The following is a 21,232-nucleotide window of genomic DNA, read 5'->3' on the forward strand; positions in this document are numbered from 1 at the left end:
GCGACGGGCCGCCTCGCACCGGGCGGGTGCGGCATCCGGTGGGCTCGCCTCACACCCGGCGGATGCTGACGGCCTTCCAGCCCGTGGGGATCTGCGCCTTCGCCGCGGCGGTCGCGGTCTCCTCGTCGGCGCCGTCGGCCTCGACGACGACCGCCTCGCCCGAGGCCGGGTTCGTCGCGATGATCGTGACCTTCATGCCTTCGACCGTACGTCGCCCGTCCGACGCGCGCACCCCTCGTGGCCGCCGACGACACGGAACAGGCCCGGGTCGCGGTCCAACACCGCCACCCGGGCCACCCCATTCCGTGCGTTGATCGCTCCCTAGTGCGACTCGGTTCATTCCACACCCCCGCGCGCGCCGCGGGAAAGGGGTTGACAGCGGGGGCGCGAGCAGTCCGCACCGGTGGCGGCGGCTCAGCGCTCGAGCACGAGCGCGAGCCCCTGCCCCACGCCGATGCAGATCGCGACGACGGCGACGCCGCCGCCGCGACGCGCGAGCTCGTGCGCCGCGTGCCCGATGATCCGGCCACCGGATGCCCCGAGCGGGTGCCCGATGGCGATCGCGCCGCCGTCGCGGTTCACGAGCTCCGGGTCGAGCTCCGGCCAGCCGGCGAGGCAGGCGAGCGACTGCGAGGCGAACGCCTCGTTGAGTTCGACGAGGTCCACGTCGGCCCAGCTGCGCCCGGCGCGGGCGAGCGCCCGGTTCGCGGCCTCGACGGGGGCGATGCCGAAGACGTCGGGGTCGTTCCCGAACACGCCGCGGCCGGCGATGCGGGCGAGCGGCTCGCCGTCGAGCGCCCCCTCCGCGGCGAGCAGCACCGCCGAGGCCCCGTCGGTGATCGGCGAGGAGTTGCCCGCGGTCACGGTGCCGTCGGCGGCGAAGAGCGCCCGGAGCGCACCGAGCGCACCGAGCGTCGTGTCGTCGCGGATGCCCTCGTCGCGGGCGAGCGGAGCCCCGGGCACCTGCACGATCTCGTCGTCGTACCGTCCGGCGGCCCAGGCGGCGGCCGCGGCCCGGTGGCTGCGGAGCGCGAACCCGTCCTGCGCCTCGCGGGAGATCCCGAAGCGGCCGGCGAGCAGTTCAGCCGACTCGCCGTTGGAGATCGTCCAGCCCGCGGGCAGCGCCGGATTGGTCATCCGCCAGCCGATCGCGGTGTTCCACATGGTCGGGTTACCGATCGCCGGCCAGGGCCGCGCGGTCTTCTCCACGACGTAGGGCGCCCGGCTCATCGACTCGACCCCGCCGGCGAGCACGATCGAGGCATCCCCCGACTCGATCGCCCGCGAGCCCTGGATGACCGCCTCCACCGAGGAGCCGCAGAGCCGGTTCACGGTGACGCCCGGCACCGAGCTCGGGAATCCCGCGAGCAGCGCGCCGAAGCGCGCGACGTCGCGGTTGTCCTCGCCCGCCTGGTTCGCGTCGCCGAAGACGACGTCGTCGATGCGCGCCGGGTCGAGGCCGAGCCGCTCGACGGTCTCGCGCATGACGAGCGCCGCGAGATCGTCGGGACGCACGCCCGCGAGGGCGCCGCCCGCCCGGCCGAACGGCGTGCGGACGGCGTCATGGATCCAGGTGGCGGTCATGCGACGACTCCTGCCGCGGTGCGGAGGGTGAGCCCGGTGAGCTCCTCGAGCTCCGCCACGGTGGCGGAGCCGAACAGCTCGCGCACGGCGAAGCCGCGCTCGGTCACGTCGAAGACGGCGCGGTCGGTGTAGACGCGGGTGACGCAGCGGATGCCGGTGAGCGGGTAGCTGCAGGCGCGGACGAGCTTCGGCTCCCCCGTGCGGGTGAGCAGATCGGTCATGACGTACACCGCCTTCGCCCCGCTCGCGAGGTCCATCGCGCCGCCGACGGCCGGGATCGCGCCCTCCGCCCCGGTCGACCAGTTCGCGAGATCGCCGTTCTCGGCGACCTGGAAGGCGCCGAGCACGCAGACGTCGAGATGACCGCCCCGCATCATCGCGAAGGAGTCGGCGTGGTGGAAGTAGGCCGCCCCGGCGACCGCGGTGACGGCCTGCTTGCCGGCGTTCACCAGGTCGGGATCGATCGCGCCCGCCGCGGGCGCGGGGCCCATGCCGAGCAAGCCGTTCTCGGTGTGCAGCACGATCTCGCGCTCGGCGGGGAGGAAGTCGGCCACGCGCGTCGGTGCGCCGATGCCGAGGTTGACGTACGCGCCGTCCGGGATGTCGGCGGCCACGCGCGCCGCGAGCTCGTCGCGGCTGATCCGGTCGGTCATCGCACTGACTCCTGCTCCTCGTGGGTGATGGGACGGCCGTCGACGTCGACCCCGCCGACGAAGCGCCCGTCCTGCAGCCAGGGGCGCTCGCCGACGGCGACGACGCGGTCGACGTAGATCCCCGGTGTGACGACCGTCTCCGGGTCGAGCGCGCCGAGGGGCACGACGGTGTCGACCTGCGCGATCGTGGTGCGGGCGGCGGCGGCCATGATGGGCCCGAAGTTCCGGGCCGTGCTCCGGTACACGAGGTTGCCCCAGCGGTCGGCGGCGAGCGCCCCGACGAGCGCGACGTCCGCGTGCAGCGGGAGCTGCAGCAGGTAGTCCCGGCCGTCGATCGTGCGCTGTTCGACCCCCTCGGCCAGAAGCGTGCCCACCCCGGTCGGCGTGTAGAAGCCGCCGATCCCGGCGCCGGCCGCCCGGATCCGCTCGGCGAGGTTGCCCTGCGGCACGAGCTCGAGCTCGATCCGCCCGGACCGGTACTGCTCGTCGAACACCCAGGAGTCGGCCTGCCGTGGGAAGGAGCAGACGATCTTCCGCACCCGTCCCGCCGCGATCAGCGCCGCCAGCCCGGTCTCCCCGTTGCCGGCGTTGTTGTTCACGATCGTGAGGTCCGCCGCGCCGTGGGCGATCAGCGCGTCGATGAGTTCGACGGGCTGCCCGGAGCGGCCGAAGCCGCCGATCATGACCGTCGCGCCGTCCTCGACGCACGCGACGGCGCTCGCGGCATCCGGCCAGGTCTTGTCGATCACGCCGCACCCCCGTCCACCGCTGCGCCGTCCCAGACCGCGGCGAGCGCCGTCAGCCGGCGGTCGCGCCAGCGCACCCGCTCGTCCCAGCGCTCGAGCGGCAGGATGGCCCGACGCTGCGCCGCGACCTCGGCGACGAGGTCCGGCGTCCACGGGTCCTGCTGCCCGCGCTCGGCCCCCATTCGGGCGTAGGCGTCGCCCATCCGCTCGGCGTGCGCCGCGATGCCGCCGCGGACGTTGAGATCGCTCGTCTCGAACGGGCCGATCACGCTCCAGCGCCGGCCGAGCCCGCTGCGCACGATCTCGTCCACCCCCGCGACGTCCACGACGCCGTCGCGGACGAGGCAGTAGGCCTCCCGCAGGAGCGCGCCCTGGAGCCGGTTGAAGACGAAGCCCTCCACCTCGCGGCGGAGCTCGACGACGCGCAGCCCCGCCCGCTCGTAGAGCGCGCGGGCGCGGGCGACCGCGGCCGCGCCGGTGCGCGGCGACGGCACGAGCTCGACGACGGGCAGCAGGTACGGCGGGTTCCCGGGGTGCCCGACGACGAGGCGTGCGGCCGCCTCCTCGGCGAGGTCGGCCGCGAGCTCGGACGGCGGGATCGCCGAGCTGGAGCTCGCGAGCACCGCGTCCGGGGGCGCGGCGGCGGCGATCCGCCCGAAGATCTCGCGCTTCAGCTCCCGCTGCTCGGGGGCGCACTCCTGCACGAGCGCGCAGCCGGCCACGGCGTCCTCCAGTGCGGACGACGATCGCACCCGGGCCGCCACCGCGGCGGGTGGCTCCGGCAGCAGCCCGGCCTCCGCCAGCAGGGCGAGCCGCTCGGCGAGCTCGGCCTCGGCGCGGGCGCGAGCGTCGGGGACGGGGTCGTGGAGCGCCACCCGGAAGCCGGCCCGGGCGAAGACGATCGCGAACGCGACGCCGATCGATCCGCTGCCGATGACGGCGACCCGCTCGGCGTCGCGCGGCGCGCTCACAGCGACCACCAGCCGCGGTCGCCCGCGTGGCCCCGTTCGAGGATCTCGAGCACGGCCGCGCGGGTCAGCTCGCGCGGGTTGTTCGCCGTGAGCCTCGTGGCGAGGAGCGCCTGATCCGCCACGAAGCCGAAGTCGGCCGGGTCGAGCCCGAGCGCGGCGAGGTCGGTCGGCGCGCCGAGCACCTCGAGCAGCGACTCGACGCCGACGATGCCCGCCTTCGCGCGCTCGAGCTCCGACGCGCCGGGGTCGGCGACGCCGAGCAGCGAGCCGATCTCCGCGAACTCGGGCACCCGGGCGGGCAGGTTGTAGCGCATCACGTACGGCAGCAGGGCGGAGACCCCGAAGCCGTGGGGCGTGTGCGTGAGGTTGCCGATCGGCGACTGGATGGCGTGGGCGCCCGCCGTCCCGGCGGTGTTGATCGCCATGCCGGCGCAGTACGAGGCGAACATGGTGTCCGTGCGCGCCGCGAGGTCGGCCGGGTCGGCGACGACGGCGGGCAGGGAGCTCGCGAGACGTTCGAGCCCGGCGCGCGCGTAGACGTCGGTCAAGAGGTTCTTGCCGGCGTACAGCGTGCTCGCGAGCTGCTCGGGGCCCGGGTTCTTCGCACGCCCGGTGAACGCCTCGACGAGGTGCGAGAGCGCGTCCGCGCCCGTCGCGGCCGTGAGGCCCGGCGGGCAGCTCAGCGTGAGTTCGGGGTCGATGACGGCGACGGCCGCTTCGAGGTGCGGGCTCGCGACGCCGACCTTCATCCCGCGCTCGGCGTCGTAGATCACCGAGATGCAGGTGACCTCCGCCCCCGTCCCTCCGGTGGTCGGGACCGTCACGACCGGGATGCCGGGCCCGGGCACGAGGAACTCGCCGTAGAGCTCGCGGACGTCGCCGCCCCGCGCGAGGACCACGGCGGAGACCTTCGCGAGGTCGAGGCAGGAGCCCCCGCCGATGCCGATGACGACGTCGATCGGCCGGTCGCGGAACCGCTCGACGAGCTCCATGACGTTCTCGCGGGGCAGCTCGGCGAGCGTCCCGTCGTACACCTCGACCGCGACGCCGGCGTCGCGGAGACCATCGGCGAGCGCGGCGAACTCGGCGCTCGCCGCCATCCGGGCGTCGGTGACGAGGAGCGCATGGCGGGCGAAGCCGGCGACGAGCCGCGGCACCTGACGGCGCTGGCCGGGGCCGAAGAGCACGGTGCCGGGCTGGCGGAGGATGCCGAGCGCGAGCGCGTTCTCGGTGCGGGCCGGGGCGGGCAGGCCCGGGGCGGCGGCGGTCATGCGAGCGCCCCGTCCTCGTCGACGGTCACCGCGAGGTACTTCGGTTCGAGGAACTCGTAGATCCCGTCGTGCCCGCCCTCGCGGCCGAGCCCGGAGGCCTTCACCCCGCCGAAGGGGGCGGCCGGGTCGGCCATGATGCCGCGGTTGATCCCGACCATGCCCGCGTCGATCCGCTCCGCGACGGCGAAGGCGCGCGAGACGTCGCGGGTGAACACGTAGGCGGAGAGCCCGTAGCGGGTGCGGTTTGCGAACTCGATCGCCTCCGCGGTGCTCGAGACCCGGTAGATCGCTGCGATCGGGGCGAAGAGCTCTCGGTTGCACACCTCAGCGTCGCGCGTCTGCACCTCGAACACGGTCGGCTCGAAGAAGTACCCCTCGCCCGCGATCGGGGCGCCGCCGAGCAGGCGCCGCGCGCCGATCCGGTCGAACTCCGCGACGAGCTCGACGACGCCGTCGAGCTGCCCCGCGGAGATGATGGGGCCGACATCGGTGCCGGCGTCGAAGCCGTTGCCCACGGTGAGCTCCGCGGCGAGCTCGACGAAGCGCTCGATGAACGCCTCGGCGACCGCCTCGTGGACGATGATCCGGTTCGCGGCGACGCAGGCCTGCCCCGCGTTGCGGAACTTCGCGAGGATCGCCTGCGCGGCGGCGAGCTCGACGTCGGCGTCGTCGAGGACGATGAGGGGGCCGTCGCCGCCGAGCTCCATGGAGGCGTTGACGATGCCGGGCGCGGCCTGCTGGAGGAGGATCGAGCCGACCTCCGTGGAGCCCGTGAAGCTCATCTTGCGCAGTCTCGGGTCCGCCATGATCGCTGCGGACATCGCCGAGGACGACGTCGTGTGCACGAGGTTCACGACACCGGGCGGGAAGCCGGCCTCGTGCAGCACCTGGACGAACAGGGCGCAGCTGAGCGGGGTCTCGCGCGCCGACTTCACGACGGCCGTGCAGCCGGCGGCGAGGGCGGCCCCCGCCTTCCTGGCGATCATCAGCAGCGGGAAGTTCCAGGGGGTGATGAGGAGGGTCGGGCCGACGGGCTGATGGGTCTCGATGACGCGGTAGCCGCCCCGGGAGCCCGGGGCGAAGGTGCCGTGCAGGTGCGCGATCTGCTCGCCGTACCAGAGGAAGAAGTCGGCGCTCAGCTGGAATTCAGCGCGGGCCTCGGCGAGCGGCTTGCCGCTCTCGAGCGTCATGATGCCGGCGATCTCCTCCGCGCGCTCGACGAGCAGCCGGTGGGCGCGGGCGAAGAGCTCGGCGCGCTCCCGCGGCGGCGTCCAGCGCCACGCGTCCTGCGCGGCGTGCGCGGCGTCGAGCGCGGCGAGGCCGAGCTCGACGCCCGCGTCGGCGACCTCGGCGATCGGGCGCCCCGTCGCGGGGTCGAAGACCGTGAAGCGCTCGGCGGTCGGCACCCAGGCGCCGCCGACGTAGTGGTCCGTCGGGACGTCCAGCCCGCGGGGTCCCGCCGTGATCGGCGTGCTGATGGCGGTGGTCATCGTTGATCCTTTCACCTGGTCGAATCTCGTATTACGGTAATAGGATGAGACGGCCCGCACGGGGCGGTGTCTCAATCTGAGACGAATCGGAAGGCGAGGTGACGACCGGATGGCGGTCATCGAACGACACGCGGCACCACTGCGGCAGCAGGTGCTCATCCGCATGCGCGAAGAGATCTTCGACGGCCTCCGCGCCCCCGGCGACCGGCTCGTCGAGAGCGAGCTCTGCAGTTCCTACGGCGTCTCCCGCACGGTCATCCGCGAGGTGCTCCGGCAGCTCGAGAGCGAGAGCCTCATCGCCGTGCTCCCCGGTCGCGGGCCGATCGTCGCCGTGCTCACGAGGCACGAGATCGAGTCGCTCTACGAGGTGCGCGCGGCGCTCGAGGGCCTCGCCGCCTCCCTCTTCGCCCGTCGCGCCGACGCGGCCCAGGCGCGCGCGCTCACCGCGCAACTGCAGGCCATGTCCGCCAGGTACCTGCACGGCACGGTCGCCACCCGGGAGGAGAGCAAGACCGAGTTCTACCGGCTCCTCCTCGACGGCGCCGGCAACGAGGTGCTGAGCGACGAGCTCGCCGGCGTGCACCGGCGCATCGGGCTCTTCCGCCGCTACGCGTTCCTCGACGACGAGCGGGTCGCCACCTCCTACGACGAGCTGCAGGCGATCGTCGAGGCCGCCGCGGTCGTCCGCGACCCGGTCGCGGCCCGCGCCGCCGCCGAACACCACCTCGAGCTCGCCGGCCGGCTCGCGATCGTCGAGTACGAGGCTCGGGTCACCGCCGACGGGCGGCTCGAACACCCCAGCTCCGTGCTGGTCTGAGGCCCGGGCCACCGGTACCGGACCGCCTCGCCGTGGGGTACCCTCGGCGCACTCCCCCAAGCGCAGGCGAGCGCCCCCGCACTCGCCCGCGGCGGATCGCGAGATCCGATGTCGACGAAGGAGTCGAACATGACCGCAGCCGACCCGAAGCTGATCGATCAGGCGAAGTCCGAGGTGCTCAGCGCCTCGCCGCAGCTCGCCGCCCTCCGACCCGAGCTCGTCACCTCGTGGCAGCGCTCGAAGGAGGCCCTCGGCTCCCCCGAGCGCGTGCGGGACGTTCCGCAGGTCGGGCTCGAGCTGCTCGACGGGCACCTCCTCGAGATGTTCCAGGCCCCGCTCGCCCGCGCCTCCGAAGAGCTCGACGGCACCGGCCTCGGCCTGCTCCTCGCCGACTCCGAGGGGCGCATCCTGCAGCGCTGGTCGCACGACCGCTCCGTCGTCGCCCACCTCGACGACCTCGGCACCGTGCGCGGCGCCGTCCTCTCCGAGGAAGCGGTCGGCACCAACGGGGTCGGCACCGTCGCCGCCACCGGGCGCAGCGTGCAGATCGCCGGCAACGAGCACTTCGCCGAGTTCTACCGGGCCGCCATGTGCGCGGGCTCGCCGGTGCGGCATCCGCTCACCGGGCGGCTGCTCGCGGTCGTCACGCTCTCCGGCCAGGTCAACGACCGCGCCGGGCTGCTGCGCCCGCTCTCGCACTCGATCGCGACCCAGCTCGGCCAGCACGTGATGGACGCCGAGCGCCCCGCGGCGCGGAACATGCTCGAGGCGTTCCTCGCCGCCTCCCGCGTGCAGACCGGGCCGGTCGTGGCGTTCGGGCCCGACGGCCTGATGATGCAGAACCAGCGCGCCTCGCGCCTCGTGGCCGCCGACCTCGGTCTGCTGCAGCGGCTCTGCGCCGAACCGTCCCGCTCCGGCCGGGTGAGCCTCGAGCTCTCCGAGGGGCTGACGGACGTGCAGGTGACCCGGCTCGACGGCGGCTCCGGCACCCTCGCCGTCCTCGTCGACACCGAGCGCCGCCAGAGCCAGACGGGCTTCGGGCCGATGCGTCCGCCGCTCGCCGGACGCTCGCCGGAGTGGCTCGCGGTCGGGCAGCTCGTCGCCCGGCACCGCGAGGCGAAGACCCCGCTCGTCATCGCCGGCGAGCCCGGCACGGGTAAGACCTCGCTCGGCCTCGGCTTCCCGTTCCGCCCCGATCAGGCGAACCGCCCGAGCGCCGTCGTCGACGCCGCCGAGCGGCACGTGCTCGGCACCCGGCGCTGGCTCCAGCGGCTCGGCGAACGCATCGCGAGCCACGCGCCGCTCATCGTCCGCGGCATCGACACGCTCGACCCGGCCGCCGTCTCCGGCATGTGCTCGCTCATCGACAGCGCCGCCGGCGGCGCCACCGTGCTGCTGACCATGTCGGCGGCGACCCGCGCCGAGGCGGAGGCGGCCGGCACCCGGCTCGGCTACCCGATCGCCTGGGTCCCGCCGCTCCGCGAGCGCGCCGGCGACGTCGGCCCGCTCTGGCGGGTGCTCGCCGATCGGGCGGGACGCACCGCCCATCTGGAGCCCAACCGCGAGGCGCTCGCGGCGCTCGAGGCGCACGGCTGGCCGGGCAACGCGGTCGAGCTGCGCAACGTCATCGAACAGCTGCTGCTCAGCGGCCGCCGCGGCTCGATCGGCGTCGCCGAGCTGCCGATGTCGGTGCGGGGCACCCGCTCGCTCACGATGATCGAACGGGCCGAGCTCGAGGCCATCCAGCGCGCCCTGCACGAGGCGGACGGCAATCGCTCGCGAGCGGCCGAGATCCTCGGCCTCTCGCGGGCGACCGTCTACCGCAAGATGCGCACCTATCGGCTGACCGCCTGAGCGGCGAGCCGGCGCGTCGCGCGTCGGCGGAGGAGCATCGGCACGAGCTCGCGGAGGAGCACGACCACGATCAGCACGATCGCCTGCGCGATGAGCTGCAGCGCGTCCGGCCAGCCGACCGAGCGCAGCAGCTGGCCGAGCTGCGTGAGGAAGAGGGCGGCCACGGCCGAGGCCGCGATCGACGCGATCCCGCCGGTCAGCGCGGTGCCGCCGAGCACGACCGCCGCGACCGTCGGCAGCAGGTACTGGTCGCCGAGGAAGAGCGCGGGCGTCTTCGTGTAGCCGGCGAGCAGCACGCCCGCCGCCCCGTAGCAGAGCCCGGCGAGTCCGTAGGCGGTCACCTGGTAGGCGCCGACGCGGATGCCGACGACGGAGGCCGCGGCCTCGCTCACGCCGACGGCGCTCAGCCGATGACCGACGACGGAGCGGTGCGCGACGACCGCGGCGAGCGCGATCGCGACGACCGCGATCAGCAGCGTGTTCGGGATGCCCAGCGTCCGCGCCAGGGCGAAGCGGTTCAGCTCGTCCGCGGCGCCCGACGGGGTGCCGTTCGCGATCGCGAAGACCGTGCCGAGGAGGACCGCGTTCATGCCGAGCGTGGCGACGAGGGGCGTGATCCTGAGCCGCGCCACGACGACGCCGTTCAGGAACCCGAACGCGGTGGTGCCGAGGAGGGCGGCCGCCACCGCCGCCCAGGGGTTCCAGCCGTACTGCTGCGGCAGCGCGGTCGCGAGCACCGCGCCGAGCGCGATCATGCCGGGCACCGAGAGGTCGAGGCCGCGCTGCTGGACGACGAGCGTCTGGCCGGCCGCCGCGATCGCGAGCACCGAGGCGAACGGCAGCATCGACAGCAGCGGGGCGGCGTCGAGGCTGCCCGGGGCGATCACGGGGCTCACCGCGAACAGCGCGATGGTCGCGAGCGTGATCGGCACCCAGCTGCCGGAGAGCGCGCGGCGCCAGACGGCGTCGGCGGTGCGTGCGCTCGGCGGCACCTGGACCGAGGTCGTCGAGGTCTCCGGCGCGCGCGGGGAACGGTCTGCGATGGTCATGCGACTCCTCCAGGGGATGCGATGGCGGCGCCCCGGCGGCGGCGGCGCGGGCGCCCTCCGCTGCGGAGCACGGCGTACAGTCCGGCGGCCGCGAGCGTGACGACGCCCGGCAGCCAGTACGACCAGGCCTGCGAGAGGCCGAGGAACGGCGACACGTTGAGGATCTGCTGCACGAGGAACGCCGCGGCGAGCACGGCGATGAACGATCCGCGTCCGCCGAAGATGCTCGTCCCGGCGAGCACCACCACGGTCACCGAGGACAGGGTGTAGGAGATCGAGGGGCGTCCGTCGCCGATGCCGATCTGCGCCATCAGCACGACCGCGGCCGGCAGCACGAGCAACGAGGCGAGGACGTACGAGCCGAAGCGGACGAGGCGGACGCGGATGCCGAGGCGGGCCGCCGCGGCATCCTGCGAGCCCATCGCCCGCAGCTGCACGCCCCATCGGGTGCGGCGCAGCGCGAACTCGAGGAGGACGAGGAGCACGACGCCCGCGATCGTCACGACCGGCACGACGCCGACCCGCGCCTGGATGAACTCGCTCACCGGGGCGAAGATGACGCCCCCGGGCGTGCTCCGGAGCAGCAGGTAGAGGCCCTGCAACGCCATGAACATGGCGAGGGTGGCCACGACCGGGCTGATCGCGAACCTCGTCACGAGCAGGCCGTTGATCGCGCCGACGCCGAGCGCGCCGGCCAGCATGAGTCCGAGGCCCACGTAGAGGTTGCCGCCGTCGACGATCCAGTACGAGGCGAGCACGACCAGGAAGCCCATCAGCGGTCCGACGGAGAGGTCGAAGCCGGAGCCGAGCACGACCACCTGCTGCGCCGCGCCCACGAACAGCAGCGGGGCGACCATGAAGAGCAGGGTGTTGAGGTTGAACGCGGAGAAGTACGCCGGGTTCACCGCGGCCACGGCGACGCCGAGGCCGAGGAAGACCGCGGCGAGCGCGACCGCGGGCGCGTGATCGCCGCGCAGCCAGGACCGCAGGCGGGAGGGCCCGTGCTCGGCCGTCTCGCGGGCGCGCACCGTCGTCGCGGTGAGCGCCGCCGTGGCGATGGCGGACTCGGTCACCTCCTCGCCGGTCAGCTCGCGCACGACCTCGCCGCGGGAGAGGATCAGCACCCGGTCGCAGAGCCCCTCGAGCTCGACGCCGTCGGAGGAGAGCACGACCACCGCGGCGCCGTCGTCGGCCGCCTCCCTGAGGATGCGGTAGATGTCGACGCGCGCACCGGCGTCGACGCCCTGGGTGGGTTCCTCGGCGACGAGCACGCGGGGCCGGGCGAGGAGCGTCCGGGCGAGCACGACCTTCTGCTGATTGCCGCCGGAGAGCGCCGCGACCGGCACCCTCGGCCCCGGGGTCTTGATCGAGAGGCGCTCGATCATCTCGCGAGCCCGGGCGAGCACCCGCCGCTCCCGCACGAAGCCGCCCGGTGCGACCTCGTCGTAGGTCGCCGCGGAGATGTTCTCGCCGACCGAGAGGGGCAGGAACACGCCTTCGCGGTGCCGGTCGGCGGGCACGTAGACCACGCCGGCGGCCGCCGCGGCGGCCCCGCCGCGGCCGAGCGGCCGGCCGTCGATCCGCAGCTCGCCGCTCGCGGGCTGCTGTCCGGCGATCGCCCGGACGAGCTCGGCCTGGCCGTTGCCCTGGACGCCCGCGAGGCCGATGATCTCGCCGGCCCTGACGGTCAGCGAGACCTCGTGGAAGCCCGCTCCGGACAGCCCGACGAGCTGGAGCCGCTCGGCCTCGCCCACCGTCCCGGCGACGCTGCCCTTCTCCGGGAACACCGCCTCGAGCTTCCGCCCGACGACGAGCTCGATGATCTGCGACTCGTCGACCTCCGAGGTGGGGAAGGTCCCGCGCACCCGTCCGTCGCGGAGCACCGTGATGCGGTCGGAGATCTCCTTCACCTCGGGGATGCGGTGCGAGATGTACACCACGGCGGCACCGCCGGCGACGACCTCGCGGACCCGCCGGAACAGCAGCTGGACCTCCTCGAGGCTCAGGTGCTCCGTCGGCTCGTCGAGGATCAGCACGCGCGGGTCGAGCGCCAGGGCCTTCGCGATCTCGACGATGAAGCGCTGCTCGACGGAGAGCTCGTCGACGCGCGCCCTCGGATCGATGCCCATCCCCCACGGCTCGAGCTGCGCCGCGGCCCACGACACGGCCCGACGGAGTCCGCCGACCCGGCGGTAGCCGACGCCGACGGCCATGTTCTCCGCGACGGTGAGGTCCGGCAGGACCGCCGGGTCCTGCCGGACGATCCCGAGGCCGAGCCGGCGCGCCTCGTCCGGACTGGCGGACTCGAGCTCCGTGCCGGCGATCGAGACGGTGCCCTCGTCCGCGGCGAGCGCGCCGGAGGCGACCGCCATCAGCGTGGACTTGCCCGCGCCGTTCTCGCCGACGAGCGCGTGGATCTCGCCGGGGACGACGTCGAGCGAGACCTCGCTGAGCGCGCGGACCCCGGGGAACGTCTTCGTGATGCCGTGCAGCCTGAGCGCCGACGGCGGGCCGGCCGGCTCGGCCGGCGCTCCGGTCCGGGGCGCGGGCTCGGCGCTCGCCCCCGTCTGCGTGATGGATTCCGTGTCGGTCATCGCCGGGTGTCCTTCCTTCCTCGCTCGGCGCTCACTGGGCCAGGTAGCCGCCGTCGATGACGAGCTCCGAGCCGGTGACGAAGCTCGCCTCGTCGCTCGCCAGGAACACGACGCCGGCGGCGATCTCCTCCGGCGTGCCCGCCCGCCCCATCGGCGTCTGCGAGACGACGTACTCGTTGACCTCGGGCGCCTGGGCGTCGGTGAGGGGCGTGCCGATGAAGCCGGGATGGAGCGAGTTGACCCGGATGTTCTGCGGCGCGTAGGTGATGGCGGCGTTCTTGGACATGTTCCGCACCGCCCCCTTCGTCGCGTGGTAGGCGTGCGCGCCGCCGACGGCGGCGGAGCCCCAGATCGACGAGATGTTCACGATCGAGCCGCCGCCCTGCGTGATCATGTGCGGCACGACCTCGCGCATGCCGAGCCAGACGCCCGTCTGGTTCGTCGCGACCACGGCCTGCCAGTCGGCCATGCTGAGCTCGTGCAGGGGGTCGTAGGCGATGATGCCGGCGTTGTTCACGAGCACGTCGACGTGGCCGTGCCGCTCGAGCACGCGCTCGATGACGCGCGCCCAGCCGCGCTCGTCGGCGACGTCGAGCGATTCGTACTCGATCGGGCCGAAGCTCGGATCGGCGCTCGCCCGCGAGGTCGCGATCGTCGTCGCCCCCTCCGCGTGCAGGGCCTTGGCGATGGCGCGGCCGATGCCGCGCCCGGCGCCGGTCACGACGGCGACCTTTCCGTCGAGTCGGTTCACGGTGTCCTCCAGAGGGTCGGGGCCGGCGGGGCCGCCGCGTGCGCGGCGACCCCGGGCGGCGGTCAGTTGAAGAGCGCTTCGAGCTGCTCGACGGAGAGGCCGGACGAGAGGATCGCGTCCGCGGGGAGCCCCTCCTCGCAGCGCGGCTGACGGTCGGGGTCGGTCGAGTCCTCGATGATCTCGAGGTTGTAGGTCGACGGCTCGTCGTTCGGCAGCCCGTTCGCCGCGGCGAGGCCCTTGTGCAGGGCGACCGTGACGATCCAGTTGCGGGACGACTCGGTGGCGATCTGGTAGCTCGGCTGCGAGTCCTTGTACTCGTACCAGAGGCACGCGAACTCGTTCGAGTCGTTCGCCGACCAGACCGGGAACGGCTTGCCCGCGGCCTCGAACGCGCGGATGCCGCCGACCGAGCCGCCGCCGTAGTCGGCGACGATGCCGTCGATCTGGCCGTACTTCGTGATCAGGCCGGCGACGACCTGCTGGATCTTGCCCGGCTCCCAGTCGGTCGAGACGGGGCCGTCCTCGTTCAGGAGGGTGATGTCGGGGTTCTCGGCGACGGCCTCGAGCACGCCCTCGTAGACGCCCTGCGAGTAGGAGTTGCCGGCGATGCCGCCGAGCATCACCAGGTTGCCGCTGCCGCCCATGGTCTTGATCGTCCAGTCGGCGAGGTTCCGGCCGTAGGTGCGGATGTCCTCGGAGACGAAGTCGACGTAGTCGGTGCCGGGGGTGCCGCCGGGCGAGCCGACGTAGGGCACCACGGCGACGCCCGCGGCGGTCGCCTTCTGGATCGTCGGCAGCAGCGCCTCGCCGCCGTCGACGAAGGTGACGATGACGTCGGCGCCCTGCGCGACGAGCGAGTTGATGTCGCTGATCGCCTTCTGCGTGTCGCCCTGCGCGTCGGTGTACAGCACCTTGGTGATGTTCGGGCACTTCGCGGCCTCGGCCTCGAAGATCGCGCGGGTGATCTTGCGCCAGGAGTTGCCGCCGAAGCCGTCGGCGAGCGCGACGACGAGGTCGTCCTCGCCGCAGAACTCGGAGATGTCCTGGATGTCGCCCTGAACGCCGACCGTCCCGGTCGTGACGTTCGAGTCGGCGCCTCCGGGCGACGCGGCGGTCTCCCCCGAGGCCGACAGCGAGCCGGTCGAGCAGGCGGTCATCGTGACGAGCGCGCCGACTGCGGCGAGCGCGACAGCCGCGCGGCGCATGGTCGTTGATCGCATGTGCAGGCCAACTTTCTCTTCGTTGAGAGCCGGCGGCGGGCACGGGAGCCCGCTCGCGCCGCCGGCGCAGTGGTGGTGGTCCCGTCAGTCTGTTGGCGGCCCCGCAGCCCCGATCGCGTCAGCGTGAGACGGGAGTGGCTCATTCTGCGACACCCGCCGGATGGCTCGTCGCGCCGGGTCATCCTGGATCCGACCGGGCCGCTGGGGCCCCGGCCGAGTGGAATCCGCGATGAGGAGGATCCGTCCATGGCAGAGCATGTCCCGACCGACCCGTTGGGCCAGATGTACGCGGAGTGGACCGTCGAGTTCACCGCCGCCCCGGAGATGCGCCTGCCGGTGCTCAGGTGGGTGTTCGAGGACTGGCAGCGCGCGACCGCGGAGCCCGAGGGCGTGACCTACGCCTCGGTCGAGTACGGCGGCGTCCCCGGCATCCTCGCGAGCCCGCTCGATGCCGACCCGGAGCGGATGCTCCTCGTGCTGCACGGCGGCGGCTTCGCCCTCGGCTCCTCGGCGAGCCACCGCAAGTTCGCCGGGCATCTCGCGAAGGCCGCGGGCGCCACCGCCTTCGTGGCCGACTTCCGCCTCGCCCCGGAGCACCCGTACCCGGCGCAGCTCGACGACGCCGACGCCGTCATCGACGCACTGCTCGACGCGGGGTTCGCGGCCTCGGCGCTCACCCCCGTCGGCGACAGCGCGGGTGCGAGCATCGCGATCGCGACGACGCTGCGCCGGCTCCGGGACGGGCGGCCCCTGCCCGGCCGCGTGGTCGTCGTCTCGCCCTGGCTCGACATGGAGAACTCCGGCGAGACGATCGAGACGAACGACGCGAGCGACTTCCTGATCGCGAGGGAGGGCCTGCAGGGCAACATCGACCGGTACCTCTCGGGCGGCGCCTCCCCGGTCGACCCGCTCGTGAACCCCCTGTACGCGGACCTCACCGGCTTCCCGCCGCTGTACGTGACGGCGTCCGACAGCGAATCGCTCTACTCCGACGCGCTGCGTCTCGTCGAGCACGCCCGCCGCGACGGGGTCGACGTCGTCTTCGAGCCCGTCTCGGGCGAGCAGCACGTCTGGCCGCTGCAAGCCGGCCGGCACGCCCCGGCCGACGCCTCCATCTCGCGGATCGCCGAGTGGCTCCGTACCGCGCGCGACGCCCGCGACGCGGCCTGACCCACACCTGAAAGGAACATCGATGACTGAACGCAGCACCGACCGCGACTACGACGCGATCGTGATCGGGGCGGGCTTCTCCGGCCTCGCCATCCTGCACCACCTGCGCGAGATCGGCCTCCGCACCGTCGTGCTCGACGGCGAGGACGGGGTGGGCGGCACCTGGCACGTGAACCGGTACCCGGGCGTCCGCACCGACAGCGAGTACTCCTACTACTCGTACTCGTTCTCGAAGGAGGTACGCGAGGAGTGGAACTGGACCGAGCGCTACCCCTCGGGCGGCGAGGTGCTCGCCTACCTGAACTTCGTCGCCGACCGTCTCGATCTGCGCCGAGACATCCGCCTGAACACGCGCGTCGAGGCGGCGCGCTACGACGAGGCGGCGAACACCTGGGTCGTCGAGACCGCCGACGGCGAGCGGCTGACCACGAAGTACCTGGTGAGCGGCATGGGCGTGCTCGCGGAGGCCGTCTACCCGGCCATCCCCGGCATCGACGACTTCCAGGGCGAGAAGTACCACACCGCCCGGTGGCCCCGCGAGGGCGTCGACCTCTCCGGCAAGCGCGTCGGGCTCATCGGCGTCGGCGCCTCGGGCATCCAGATCGTGCCGGCCGTGGCCGCCCAGGCCGAGGAGTTCTTCGTCTTCCAGCGCACGCCGAACTTCGTCGTCGAGACGAACAACGACGCGGTCAGCGACCGCGACCTCGAGTGGCTCCGCGCCAACTACGACGCCGTCTACGAGAAGGCGGCGAACCACCCCTTCGGCGTCGCGATGGAGCCGGCCGAGCACAGCGCCCTCGAGGTCTCACCGGAGGAGCGCCGCCGGATCTTCGAGAGCAAGTGGAACGAGGGCGGCTTCCACTTCGCGAACGAGTGCTTCAACGACCTCGCCACGAACCACGAGGCGAGCGAGCTCGCGAGCGAGTTCATCCGCAGCAAGATCGCCGAGATCGTGACGGACCCCGCGACCGCCGAGTTGCTCTCCCCGCGCAGCTACTCCTTCAACGGGAAGCGGGTGCCGACGGGCCACGGGTACTACAGCGCGTTCAACCGGGAGCACGTGCACCTCGTCGACACCGCGTCCACGCCGATCACGGCGATCACGGAGCGGGGCGTGCGCGTCGGCGACACGGAGTACGAGCTCGACGTGCTCATCTTCGCGACGGGCTTCGACGCGATGACCGGCACGCTCACGAAGATCGACATCGTCGGGCGGGGCGGACGCACGCTGCGCGACAAGTGGGCGGAGGACGGCCTGAAGTCGAACCTCGGCATCAACGCGAACGGCTTCCCGAACTTCTTCATGTCGCTCGGGCCGCAGACGCCGTACTCGAACCTCGTCGTGCCGATCCAGCTCGGGGCGCAGTGGTTGCAGCGGGCGTTGGCGTGGGCCGAGGCGAACGACGTCGAGTACTTCGAGGCGACGCCCGAGTCGGAGGACTGGTGGCGCGAGGAGACCGAGCAGGCCGGCCGCGGCACGGTCATGTACTCGGAGGGCAAGAAGGCGAAGGCCTGGTTCCTCGGCGAGAACATCCCCGGCAAGCCCGAGGAGTTCCAGGTCTACATGGGCGGCGGTCAGGTGTATCAGCGCTACTGCCGCGAGCTCGAGGAGTCCGGCTATGCCGCGCTGCTGCACCGGGCGGCCGAGCCGACGTCGGCCGACGCGGCCTGAGCGGCCGGAGGGGGCGGCGGGCGGCCGCCGCCCCCTCCGGTGCGCAGATCGAGCACGTTCTTCGAGGAGGGAATCGGAATGGGAAGAGTCACGGGCAAGCGCGTCGTCATCACCGGCGGCGCATCCGGCATGGGGCGGGCGACGGCCGAGCTGTTCGCGCGGGAGGGCGCGCGCGTCGCGGTGCTCGACGCGCAGGCCGAGCCGGGCGAAGCGGTCGCGGCCGCAATCAGGGACGCGGGCGGGGACGCGCGGTTCTTCCGGGCGGATGTCTCGGTGGAGCGCTCGGTGGGCGACGCCGTCGACGGGGCGGCCGAGGCGTTCGGCGGCCTCGACGTGCTCGTGAACTGCGCGGGCATCATCGGCGTCGACAAGCCGACCCACGAGGTGTCGGAGGCGGAGTGGGACGCGGTCTTCGCGGTGGACGTGAAGGGCGTCTTCTTCGCCACGAAGGCGAGCGTCCCGCACTTCCTCACGGCCGGCGGCGGCGCCATCGTCAACTTCTCGTCGATCTACGGACTGATCGGCAATGACGAGTTCACGCCGTACCACGTCGCGAAGGGCGCGGTGAACATGCAGACGAAGCAGGATGCGGCCAGCTACGGCCGGCACGGCATCCGGGTGAACGCGGTCAACCCCTCGACCGTGCTGACGCCGCTCGTGGAGGGCATCGCCCGGGACTTCCCCGGCGGACTGCCCGCCTACGAGGAGCAGATGACCGGGCACCAGTCGCTGCGCCGTCTCGGCCGGCCGCTGGATGTCGCGTACGCCGTGCTCTTCCTCGCCTCCGACGAGGCCGATTGGATCACCGGCGTCGTGCTGCCGGTCGACGGCGGGTACACGGCCCGATGAGCGCGTCGACGACGCCGGCCGAACTGCCGGGCACCGTGCTCGTCTACGGCAGGGTGGACTGCACGGACACGCAGCGGACGCGCGCGCTCCTCGAACGGCTCGCCGTGCCCGCCGAGTTCCTCGACGTGGAGTCGGATGCCGCGCTCGCCCGGGAGGCCGCCCGCCTCGGCGGCGGACCCCGGGTGCCGGTGGTGCGGTTCCCCGACGGCACGGTCGAGGTCGAGCCGTCGGACGAGCTCGTGCTCGATCGGCTCGGACTGGAGCGCTGAACTTCGAGCGGTCGCACTTCGAGCGGTCGCACGCCCCAGAGACGAGAGAAGCCCGGAACTCCAGGAGTTCCGGGCTTTTCCGGTAGCGAGGGCGGGACTCGAACCCGCGACACCACGATTATGAGCCGTGTGCTCTAACCACCTGAGCTACCCCGCCGCAAGGCCTCCGGCCGAAGCCGAGAACCAGAGCCCCGAGTCAGGATTGAACTGACGACCCCTTCCTTACCATGGAAGTGCTCTACCACTGAGCTATCGGGGCGCGTCGCCGCGTTCGGCAACCGTTCGAGGATAGCACCTCGTCGCCGCACCGCCGAATCGAGGTCGCCCTCCGACACAGGCCGGCGGGGCGCGCCGGCCGGTCGGGATTTTCGCACGCGCGCGGCGCTCGCAGGCGCAAGCTGTCATCGCTCGATCATCCGCGAACGAGCACCTCGGCACCACCGGCGAATCAGCGCCCCCGGCACGCACGCCCAGGCCGAGCCGGGCAGGACACGCATCGAACCAGCGAGGGCGCCATCGCCACGTCACACGCGCCCCGCCACCACTCATTCGCCGGAAGAGCGTCGAATCATTCGGGATTCCAAATTGTCGGTAACGATTCGCCTCGTTGTGGAAACTTCGTAGTCAGCAATCGATTTACGAAGGAATTTGGGATACATGCATCTTCACTGGTCAACCCGGCTGCTGTCGGGACTCCTCGCATTCGTGCTTGTTCTCGGTCTCAATACCATGCAGGCAACCGTCGCGGCTGCACCCGCATCTGCAGCCGGGAGCACAACGGCGGTGTGCTGGAAGCCGAACCCGGCCATCCGCGGGTCCCAGACAACCGTCTGGACTGGGAAGAATCCGAGGACCTGCCGCGCCAGGTACCAGCTCTACGATGTGCGTGGCGGTCGACCAGTGCTCGTGCTCGACGTCAAGAAGAAGGCCGTCGACTCAGCGGCCTTCTGGAAAGCAGTCGCGGCGGGATACGCTGCCTCTCAGAAGTGGTGCTCGCAGAACTCGCTGACCTGCACGCTCATCGTTTCCGTCGGCATCATGCTCGTCTCGCCGCTTGCGGCCGCGGCAAGGGGGTAGGCGCAATGAACACGCGGTTCGTCGCGATCACCGTGGCAGTCGCAATGGTCGTGCACGTCGCCGCCTTCGGCATCTTGAGCATGGCGCGCGTCGATGTGCTGACCGGGCTCCTGATCGCTGCCGCCTGCGCACTGATCGTCGCGTATCTCGCTGGCCCGAGCATCCGTCGCCGCACGGGATTCCGGGGGACGTCTCGATCGGACGCGACCACTCCGCCGGAGGAGTAGCCGTCCACGGCCCCACGATGGTCCGAGCACCACCCCGCGGACCCCCTCGCGTCGGAGCCGTCGCGTACAGTGAGCGCTATGACGAGCGAGTGGTGGCGGACGGCCGTGATCTACCAGATCTACCCCCGCAGTTTCGCCGATGCGAACGGTGACGGGATGGGCGATCTCGCGGGCATCGCGAGCCGCCTCGATGCCCTCGCCGAGCTCGGCGTCGACGCCATCTGGCTCTCCCCGTTCTACACCTCCCCGCAGCACGACGCCGGGTACGACGTCGCCGACTACCGCGACGTCGACCCCCGCTTCGGCACCCTCGCCGACTTCGACGCGATGCTCGCCGCGGCGCACGGCCGAGGCATCCGCGTCATCGTCGACCTCGTGCCGAACCACTCCTCGAACGAGCACGACTGGTTCCAGCAGGCCCTCGCCGCAGCCCCGGGCAGCGCCGAACGCGCCCGCTACCTCTTCCGCGACGGCCGCGGCGAGTCGGGCGAGCTCCCGCCGAACAACTGGGACTCCGTCTTCGGCGGCCCGGCGTGGACCCGGGTGACCGAGGCCGACGGGCGCCCCGGCCAGTGGTACCTGCACCTCTTCGACTCCTCGCAGCCCGACTTCGACTGGACGAACGAGGAGGTCCGCGAGGAGTTCCGCGACATCCTGCGGTTCTGGCTCGATCGCGGCGTCGACGGCTTCCGCGTCGACGTCGCCCACGGCCTCATCAAGGCCGACGGCCTGCCCGACTGGACCCCGCCCGCCGAGGGCGGCAGCATGGGCGGCGCCGGCGGCCTCGCCGATGACGCACCCGACGCCGAGCGCCCCGTGCCGAGCGCCGAACCGGGCGTCGCGCTCGAGCCCGACATCTCCTCCGAGCCCGGCGACGCCCCGCCGTTCTGGGCGCAAGACGGCGTGCACGAGATCTACCGCGACTGGCGCGCCCTCCTCGACGAGTACCCGGGCGAACGCATCCTCGC

Annotated in this window: 20 protein-coding genes and 2 tRNA genes; 9 read left to right on the top strand and 13 right to left on the bottom strand. The window is 72.7% G+C overall.

Going from position 1 to position 21,232, the window contains the following annotated elements:
* Positions 1-49 precede the first annotated feature (49 nt).
* From ROT00_RS13930 to ROT00_RS13960, 7 genes are all read right to left on the bottom strand, one after another.
* Positions 50-196: a hypothetical protein gene (locus ROT00_RS13930; RefSeq protein WP_404775630.1), complete on the bottom strand. Its 147-nt coding sequence runs from the start codon at positions 194-196 to the stop codon at positions 50-52.
* A gap of 218 nt (positions 197-414) precedes the next feature.
* Positions 415-1,584 carry a thiolase family protein gene (locus ROT00_RS13935; protein WP_404775631.1) on the bottom strand — a complete coding sequence of 390 codons (1,170 nt, stop codon included), beginning with the start codon at positions 1,582-1,584 and terminating at the stop codon, positions 415-417.
* Positions 1,581-2,237 carry a 3-oxoacid CoA-transferase subunit B gene (locus ROT00_RS13940; protein ID WP_404775632.1) on the bottom strand — a complete coding sequence of 219 codons (657 nt, stop codon included), beginning with the start codon at positions 2,235-2,237 and terminating at the stop codon, positions 1,581-1,583. Before ROT00_RS13940 ends, ROT00_RS13935 begins: the two co-directional genes overlap by 4 nt.
* Positions 2,234-2,986, bottom strand: coding sequence for a 3-oxoacid CoA-transferase subunit A (locus ROT00_RS13945; protein ID WP_404775633.1), 753 nt, complete (start codon positions 2,984-2,986; stop codon positions 2,234-2,236). Before ROT00_RS13945 ends, ROT00_RS13940 begins: the two co-directional genes overlap by 4 nt.
* On the bottom strand, positions 2,983-3,954 hold the full coding sequence (locus ROT00_RS13950; RefSeq protein WP_404775634.1) for a 3-hydroxyacyl-CoA dehydrogenase: 972 nt from the start codon (positions 3,952-3,954) through the stop codon (positions 2,983-2,985). The genes ROT00_RS13945 and ROT00_RS13950 overlap by 4 nt, the downstream gene beginning before the upstream one ends.
* A complete protein-coding gene (locus ROT00_RS13955) occupies positions 3,951-5,225 on the bottom strand; it encodes an iron-containing alcohol dehydrogenase (RefSeq protein WP_404775635.1) in 1,275 nt (424 codons plus the stop codon). The genes ROT00_RS13950 and ROT00_RS13955 overlap by 4 nt, the downstream gene beginning before the upstream one ends.
* Entirely contained in the window at positions 5,222-6,715 is a 1,494-nt protein-coding gene (locus ROT00_RS13960; RefSeq protein ID WP_404775636.1) for an NAD-dependent succinate-semialdehyde dehydrogenase, read from the bottom strand. Before ROT00_RS13960 ends, ROT00_RS13955 begins: the two co-directional genes overlap by 4 nt.
* Before the next feature lie 109 nt (positions 6,716-6,824).
* Here ROT00_RS13960 and ROT00_RS13965 point away from each other — a divergent pair, with 109 nt between their 5' ends.
* On the top strand, positions 6,825-7,532 hold the full coding sequence (locus ROT00_RS13965; protein WP_404775637.1) for a GntR family transcriptional regulator: 708 nt from the start codon (positions 6,825-6,827) through the stop codon (positions 7,530-7,532).
* Positions 7,533-7,661: 129 nt separating this feature from the next.
* Positions 7,662-9,386, top strand: coding sequence for a sigma-54-dependent Fis family transcriptional regulator (locus ROT00_RS13970; RefSeq protein WP_404775638.1), 1,725 nt, complete (start codon positions 7,662-7,664; stop codon positions 9,384-9,386).
* On the opposite strand, the gene ROT00_RS13975 is transcribed toward ROT00_RS13970, so the two are convergent.
* From ROT00_RS13975 to ROT00_RS13990, 4 genes are all read right to left on the bottom strand, one after another.
* Positions 9,368-10,435, bottom strand: a complete 1,068-nt coding sequence (locus ROT00_RS13975; protein WP_404775639.1) for an ABC transporter permease — start codon at positions 10,433-10,435, stop codon at positions 9,368-9,370. The two genes, ROT00_RS13970 and ROT00_RS13975, sit on opposite strands and share 19 nt — an antisense overlap.
* Positions 10,432-13,029 (bottom strand): ATP-binding cassette domain-containing protein, encoded by a 2,598-nt coding sequence (locus ROT00_RS13980; RefSeq protein WP_404775640.1) that lies wholly within the window; start codon positions 13,027-13,029, stop codon positions 10,432-10,434. Before ROT00_RS13980 ends, ROT00_RS13975 begins: the two co-directional genes overlap by 4 nt.
* Before the next feature lie 31 nt (positions 13,030-13,060).
* Positions 13,061-13,780: an SDR family NAD(P)-dependent oxidoreductase gene (locus ROT00_RS13985; RefSeq protein ID WP_230768717.1), complete on the bottom strand. Its 720-nt coding sequence runs from the start codon at positions 13,778-13,780 to the stop codon at positions 13,061-13,063.
* Positions 13,781-13,842: 62 nt separating this feature from the next.
* On the bottom strand, positions 13,843-14,985 hold the full coding sequence (locus tag ROT00_RS13990; protein WP_404775641.1) for a substrate-binding domain-containing protein: 1,143 nt from the start codon (positions 14,983-14,985) through the stop codon (positions 13,843-13,845).
* 261 nt (positions 14,986-15,246) lie between these two features.
* Here ROT00_RS13990 and ROT00_RS13995 point away from each other — a divergent pair, with 261 nt between their 5' ends.
* From ROT00_RS13995 to ROT00_RS14010, 4 genes are all read left to right on the top strand, one after another.
* On the top strand, positions 15,247-16,170 hold the full coding sequence (locus ROT00_RS13995) for an alpha/beta hydrolase fold domain-containing protein (protein ID WP_404775642.1): 924 nt from the start codon (positions 15,247-15,249) through the stop codon (positions 16,168-16,170).
* Between the two features lie 22 nt (positions 16,171-16,192).
* Positions 16,193-17,842 carry a flavin-containing monooxygenase gene (locus ROT00_RS14000; protein ID WP_404775643.1) on the top strand — a complete coding sequence of 550 codons (1,650 nt, stop codon included), beginning with the start codon at positions 16,193-16,195 and terminating at the stop codon, positions 17,840-17,842.
* Positions 17,843-17,920: 78 nt separating this feature from the next.
* Positions 17,921-18,691: an SDR family NAD(P)-dependent oxidoreductase gene (locus ROT00_RS14005; protein WP_404775644.1), complete on the top strand. Its 771-nt coding sequence runs from the start codon at positions 17,921-17,923 to the stop codon at positions 18,689-18,691.
* A complete protein-coding gene (locus tag ROT00_RS14010; protein ID WP_404775645.1) occupies positions 18,688-18,960 on the top strand; it encodes a glutaredoxin domain-containing protein in 273 nt (90 codons plus the stop codon). The genes ROT00_RS14005 and ROT00_RS14010 overlap by 4 nt, the downstream gene beginning before the upstream one ends.
* An 83-nt stretch (positions 18,961-19,043) precedes the next feature.
* Here ROT00_RS14010 and ROT00_RS14015 read toward each other — a convergent pair.
* Positions 19,044-19,117 (bottom strand) — tRNA-Met (locus tag ROT00_RS14015).
* A gap of 30 nt (positions 19,118-19,147) precedes the next feature.
* A tRNA-Thr gene (locus ROT00_RS14020) sits at positions 19,148-19,219 on the bottom strand.
* A gap of 398 nt (positions 19,220-19,617) precedes the next feature.
* Here ROT00_RS14020 and ROT00_RS14025 point away from each other — a divergent pair.
* From ROT00_RS14025 to ROT00_RS14035, 3 genes are all read left to right on the top strand, one after another.
* A complete protein-coding gene (locus tag ROT00_RS14025) occupies positions 19,618-20,037 on the top strand; it encodes a hypothetical protein (RefSeq protein WP_404775646.1) in 420 nt (139 codons plus the stop codon).
* A 5-nt stretch (positions 20,038-20,042) separates the two neighbouring features.
* On the top strand, positions 20,043-20,264 hold the full coding sequence (locus tag ROT00_RS14030) for a hypothetical protein (RefSeq protein WP_404775647.1): 222 nt from the start codon (positions 20,043-20,045) through the stop codon (positions 20,262-20,264).
* A 78-nt stretch (positions 20,265-20,342) separates the two neighbouring features.
* A partial coding sequence (locus tag ROT00_RS14035) for an alpha-amylase family glycosyl hydrolase (RefSeq protein ID WP_404775648.1) occupies positions 20,343-21,232 on the top strand: 890 nt, incomplete at its 3' end.

The organism is Agromyces mediolanus (assembly GCF_044917495.1).
GTDB classification, from domain to species: domain Bacteria; phylum Actinomycetota; class Actinomycetes; order Actinomycetales; family Microbacteriaceae; genus Agromyces; species Agromyces mediolanus_B.

Coding starts and splice junctions, on each gene's coding strand:
- ROT00_RS13940 (WP_404775632.1), bottom strand. CDS start 2,237: ATGACCGACCGGATCAGCCGCGACGAGCTCGCGGCGCGCGTGGCCGCC.
- ROT00_RS13930 (WP_404775630.1), bottom strand. CDS start 196: ATGAAGGTCACGATCATCGCGACGAACCCGGCCTCGGGCGAGGCGGTC.
- ROT00_RS14005 (WP_404775644.1), top strand. CDS start 17,921: ATGGGAAGAGTCACGGGCAAGCGCGTCGTCATCACCGGCGGCGCATCC.
- ROT00_RS13975 (WP_404775639.1), bottom strand. CDS start 10,435: ATGACCATCGCAGACCGTTCCCCGCGCGCGCCGGAGACCTCGACGACC.
- ROT00_RS13990 (WP_404775641.1), bottom strand. CDS start 14,985: ATGCGCCGCGCGGCTGTCGCGCTCGCCGCAGTCGGCGCGCTCGTCACG.
- ROT00_RS14010 (WP_404775645.1), top strand. CDS start 18,688: ATGAGCGCGTCGACGACGCCGGCCGAACTGCCGGGCACCGTGCTCGTC.
- ROT00_RS14030 (WP_404775647.1), top strand. CDS start 20,043: ATGAACACGCGGTTCGTCGCGATCACCGTGGCAGTCGCAATGGTCGTG.
- ROT00_RS13960 (WP_404775636.1), bottom strand. CDS start 6,715: ATGACCACCGCCATCAGCACGCCGATCACGGCGGGACCCCGCGGGCTG.
- ROT00_RS13955 (WP_404775635.1), bottom strand. CDS start 5,225: ATGACCGCCGCCGCCCCGGGCCTGCCCGCCCCGGCCCGCACCGAGAAC.
- ROT00_RS13970 (WP_404775638.1), top strand. CDS start 7,662: ATGACCGCAGCCGACCCGAAGCTGATCGATCAGGCGAAGTCCGAGGTG.
- ROT00_RS14000 (WP_404775643.1), top strand. CDS start 16,193: ATGACTGAACGCAGCACCGACCGCGACTACGACGCGATCGTGATCGGG.
- ROT00_RS13980 (WP_404775640.1), bottom strand. CDS start 13,029: ATGACCGACACGGAATCCATCACGCAGACGGGGGCGAGCGCCGAGCCC.
- ROT00_RS14025 (WP_404775646.1), top strand. CDS start 19,618: ATGCATCTTCACTGGTCAACCCGGCTGCTGTCGGGACTCCTCGCATTC.
- ROT00_RS13965 (WP_404775637.1), top strand. CDS start 6,825: ATGGCGGTCATCGAACGACACGCGGCACCACTGCGGCAGCAGGTGCTC.
- ROT00_RS13995 (WP_404775642.1), top strand. CDS start 15,247: ATGGCAGAGCATGTCCCGACCGACCCGTTGGGCCAGATGTACGCGGAG.
- ROT00_RS13935 (WP_404775631.1), bottom strand. CDS start 1,584: ATGACCGCCACCTGGATCCATGACGCCGTCCGCACGCCGTTCGGCCGG.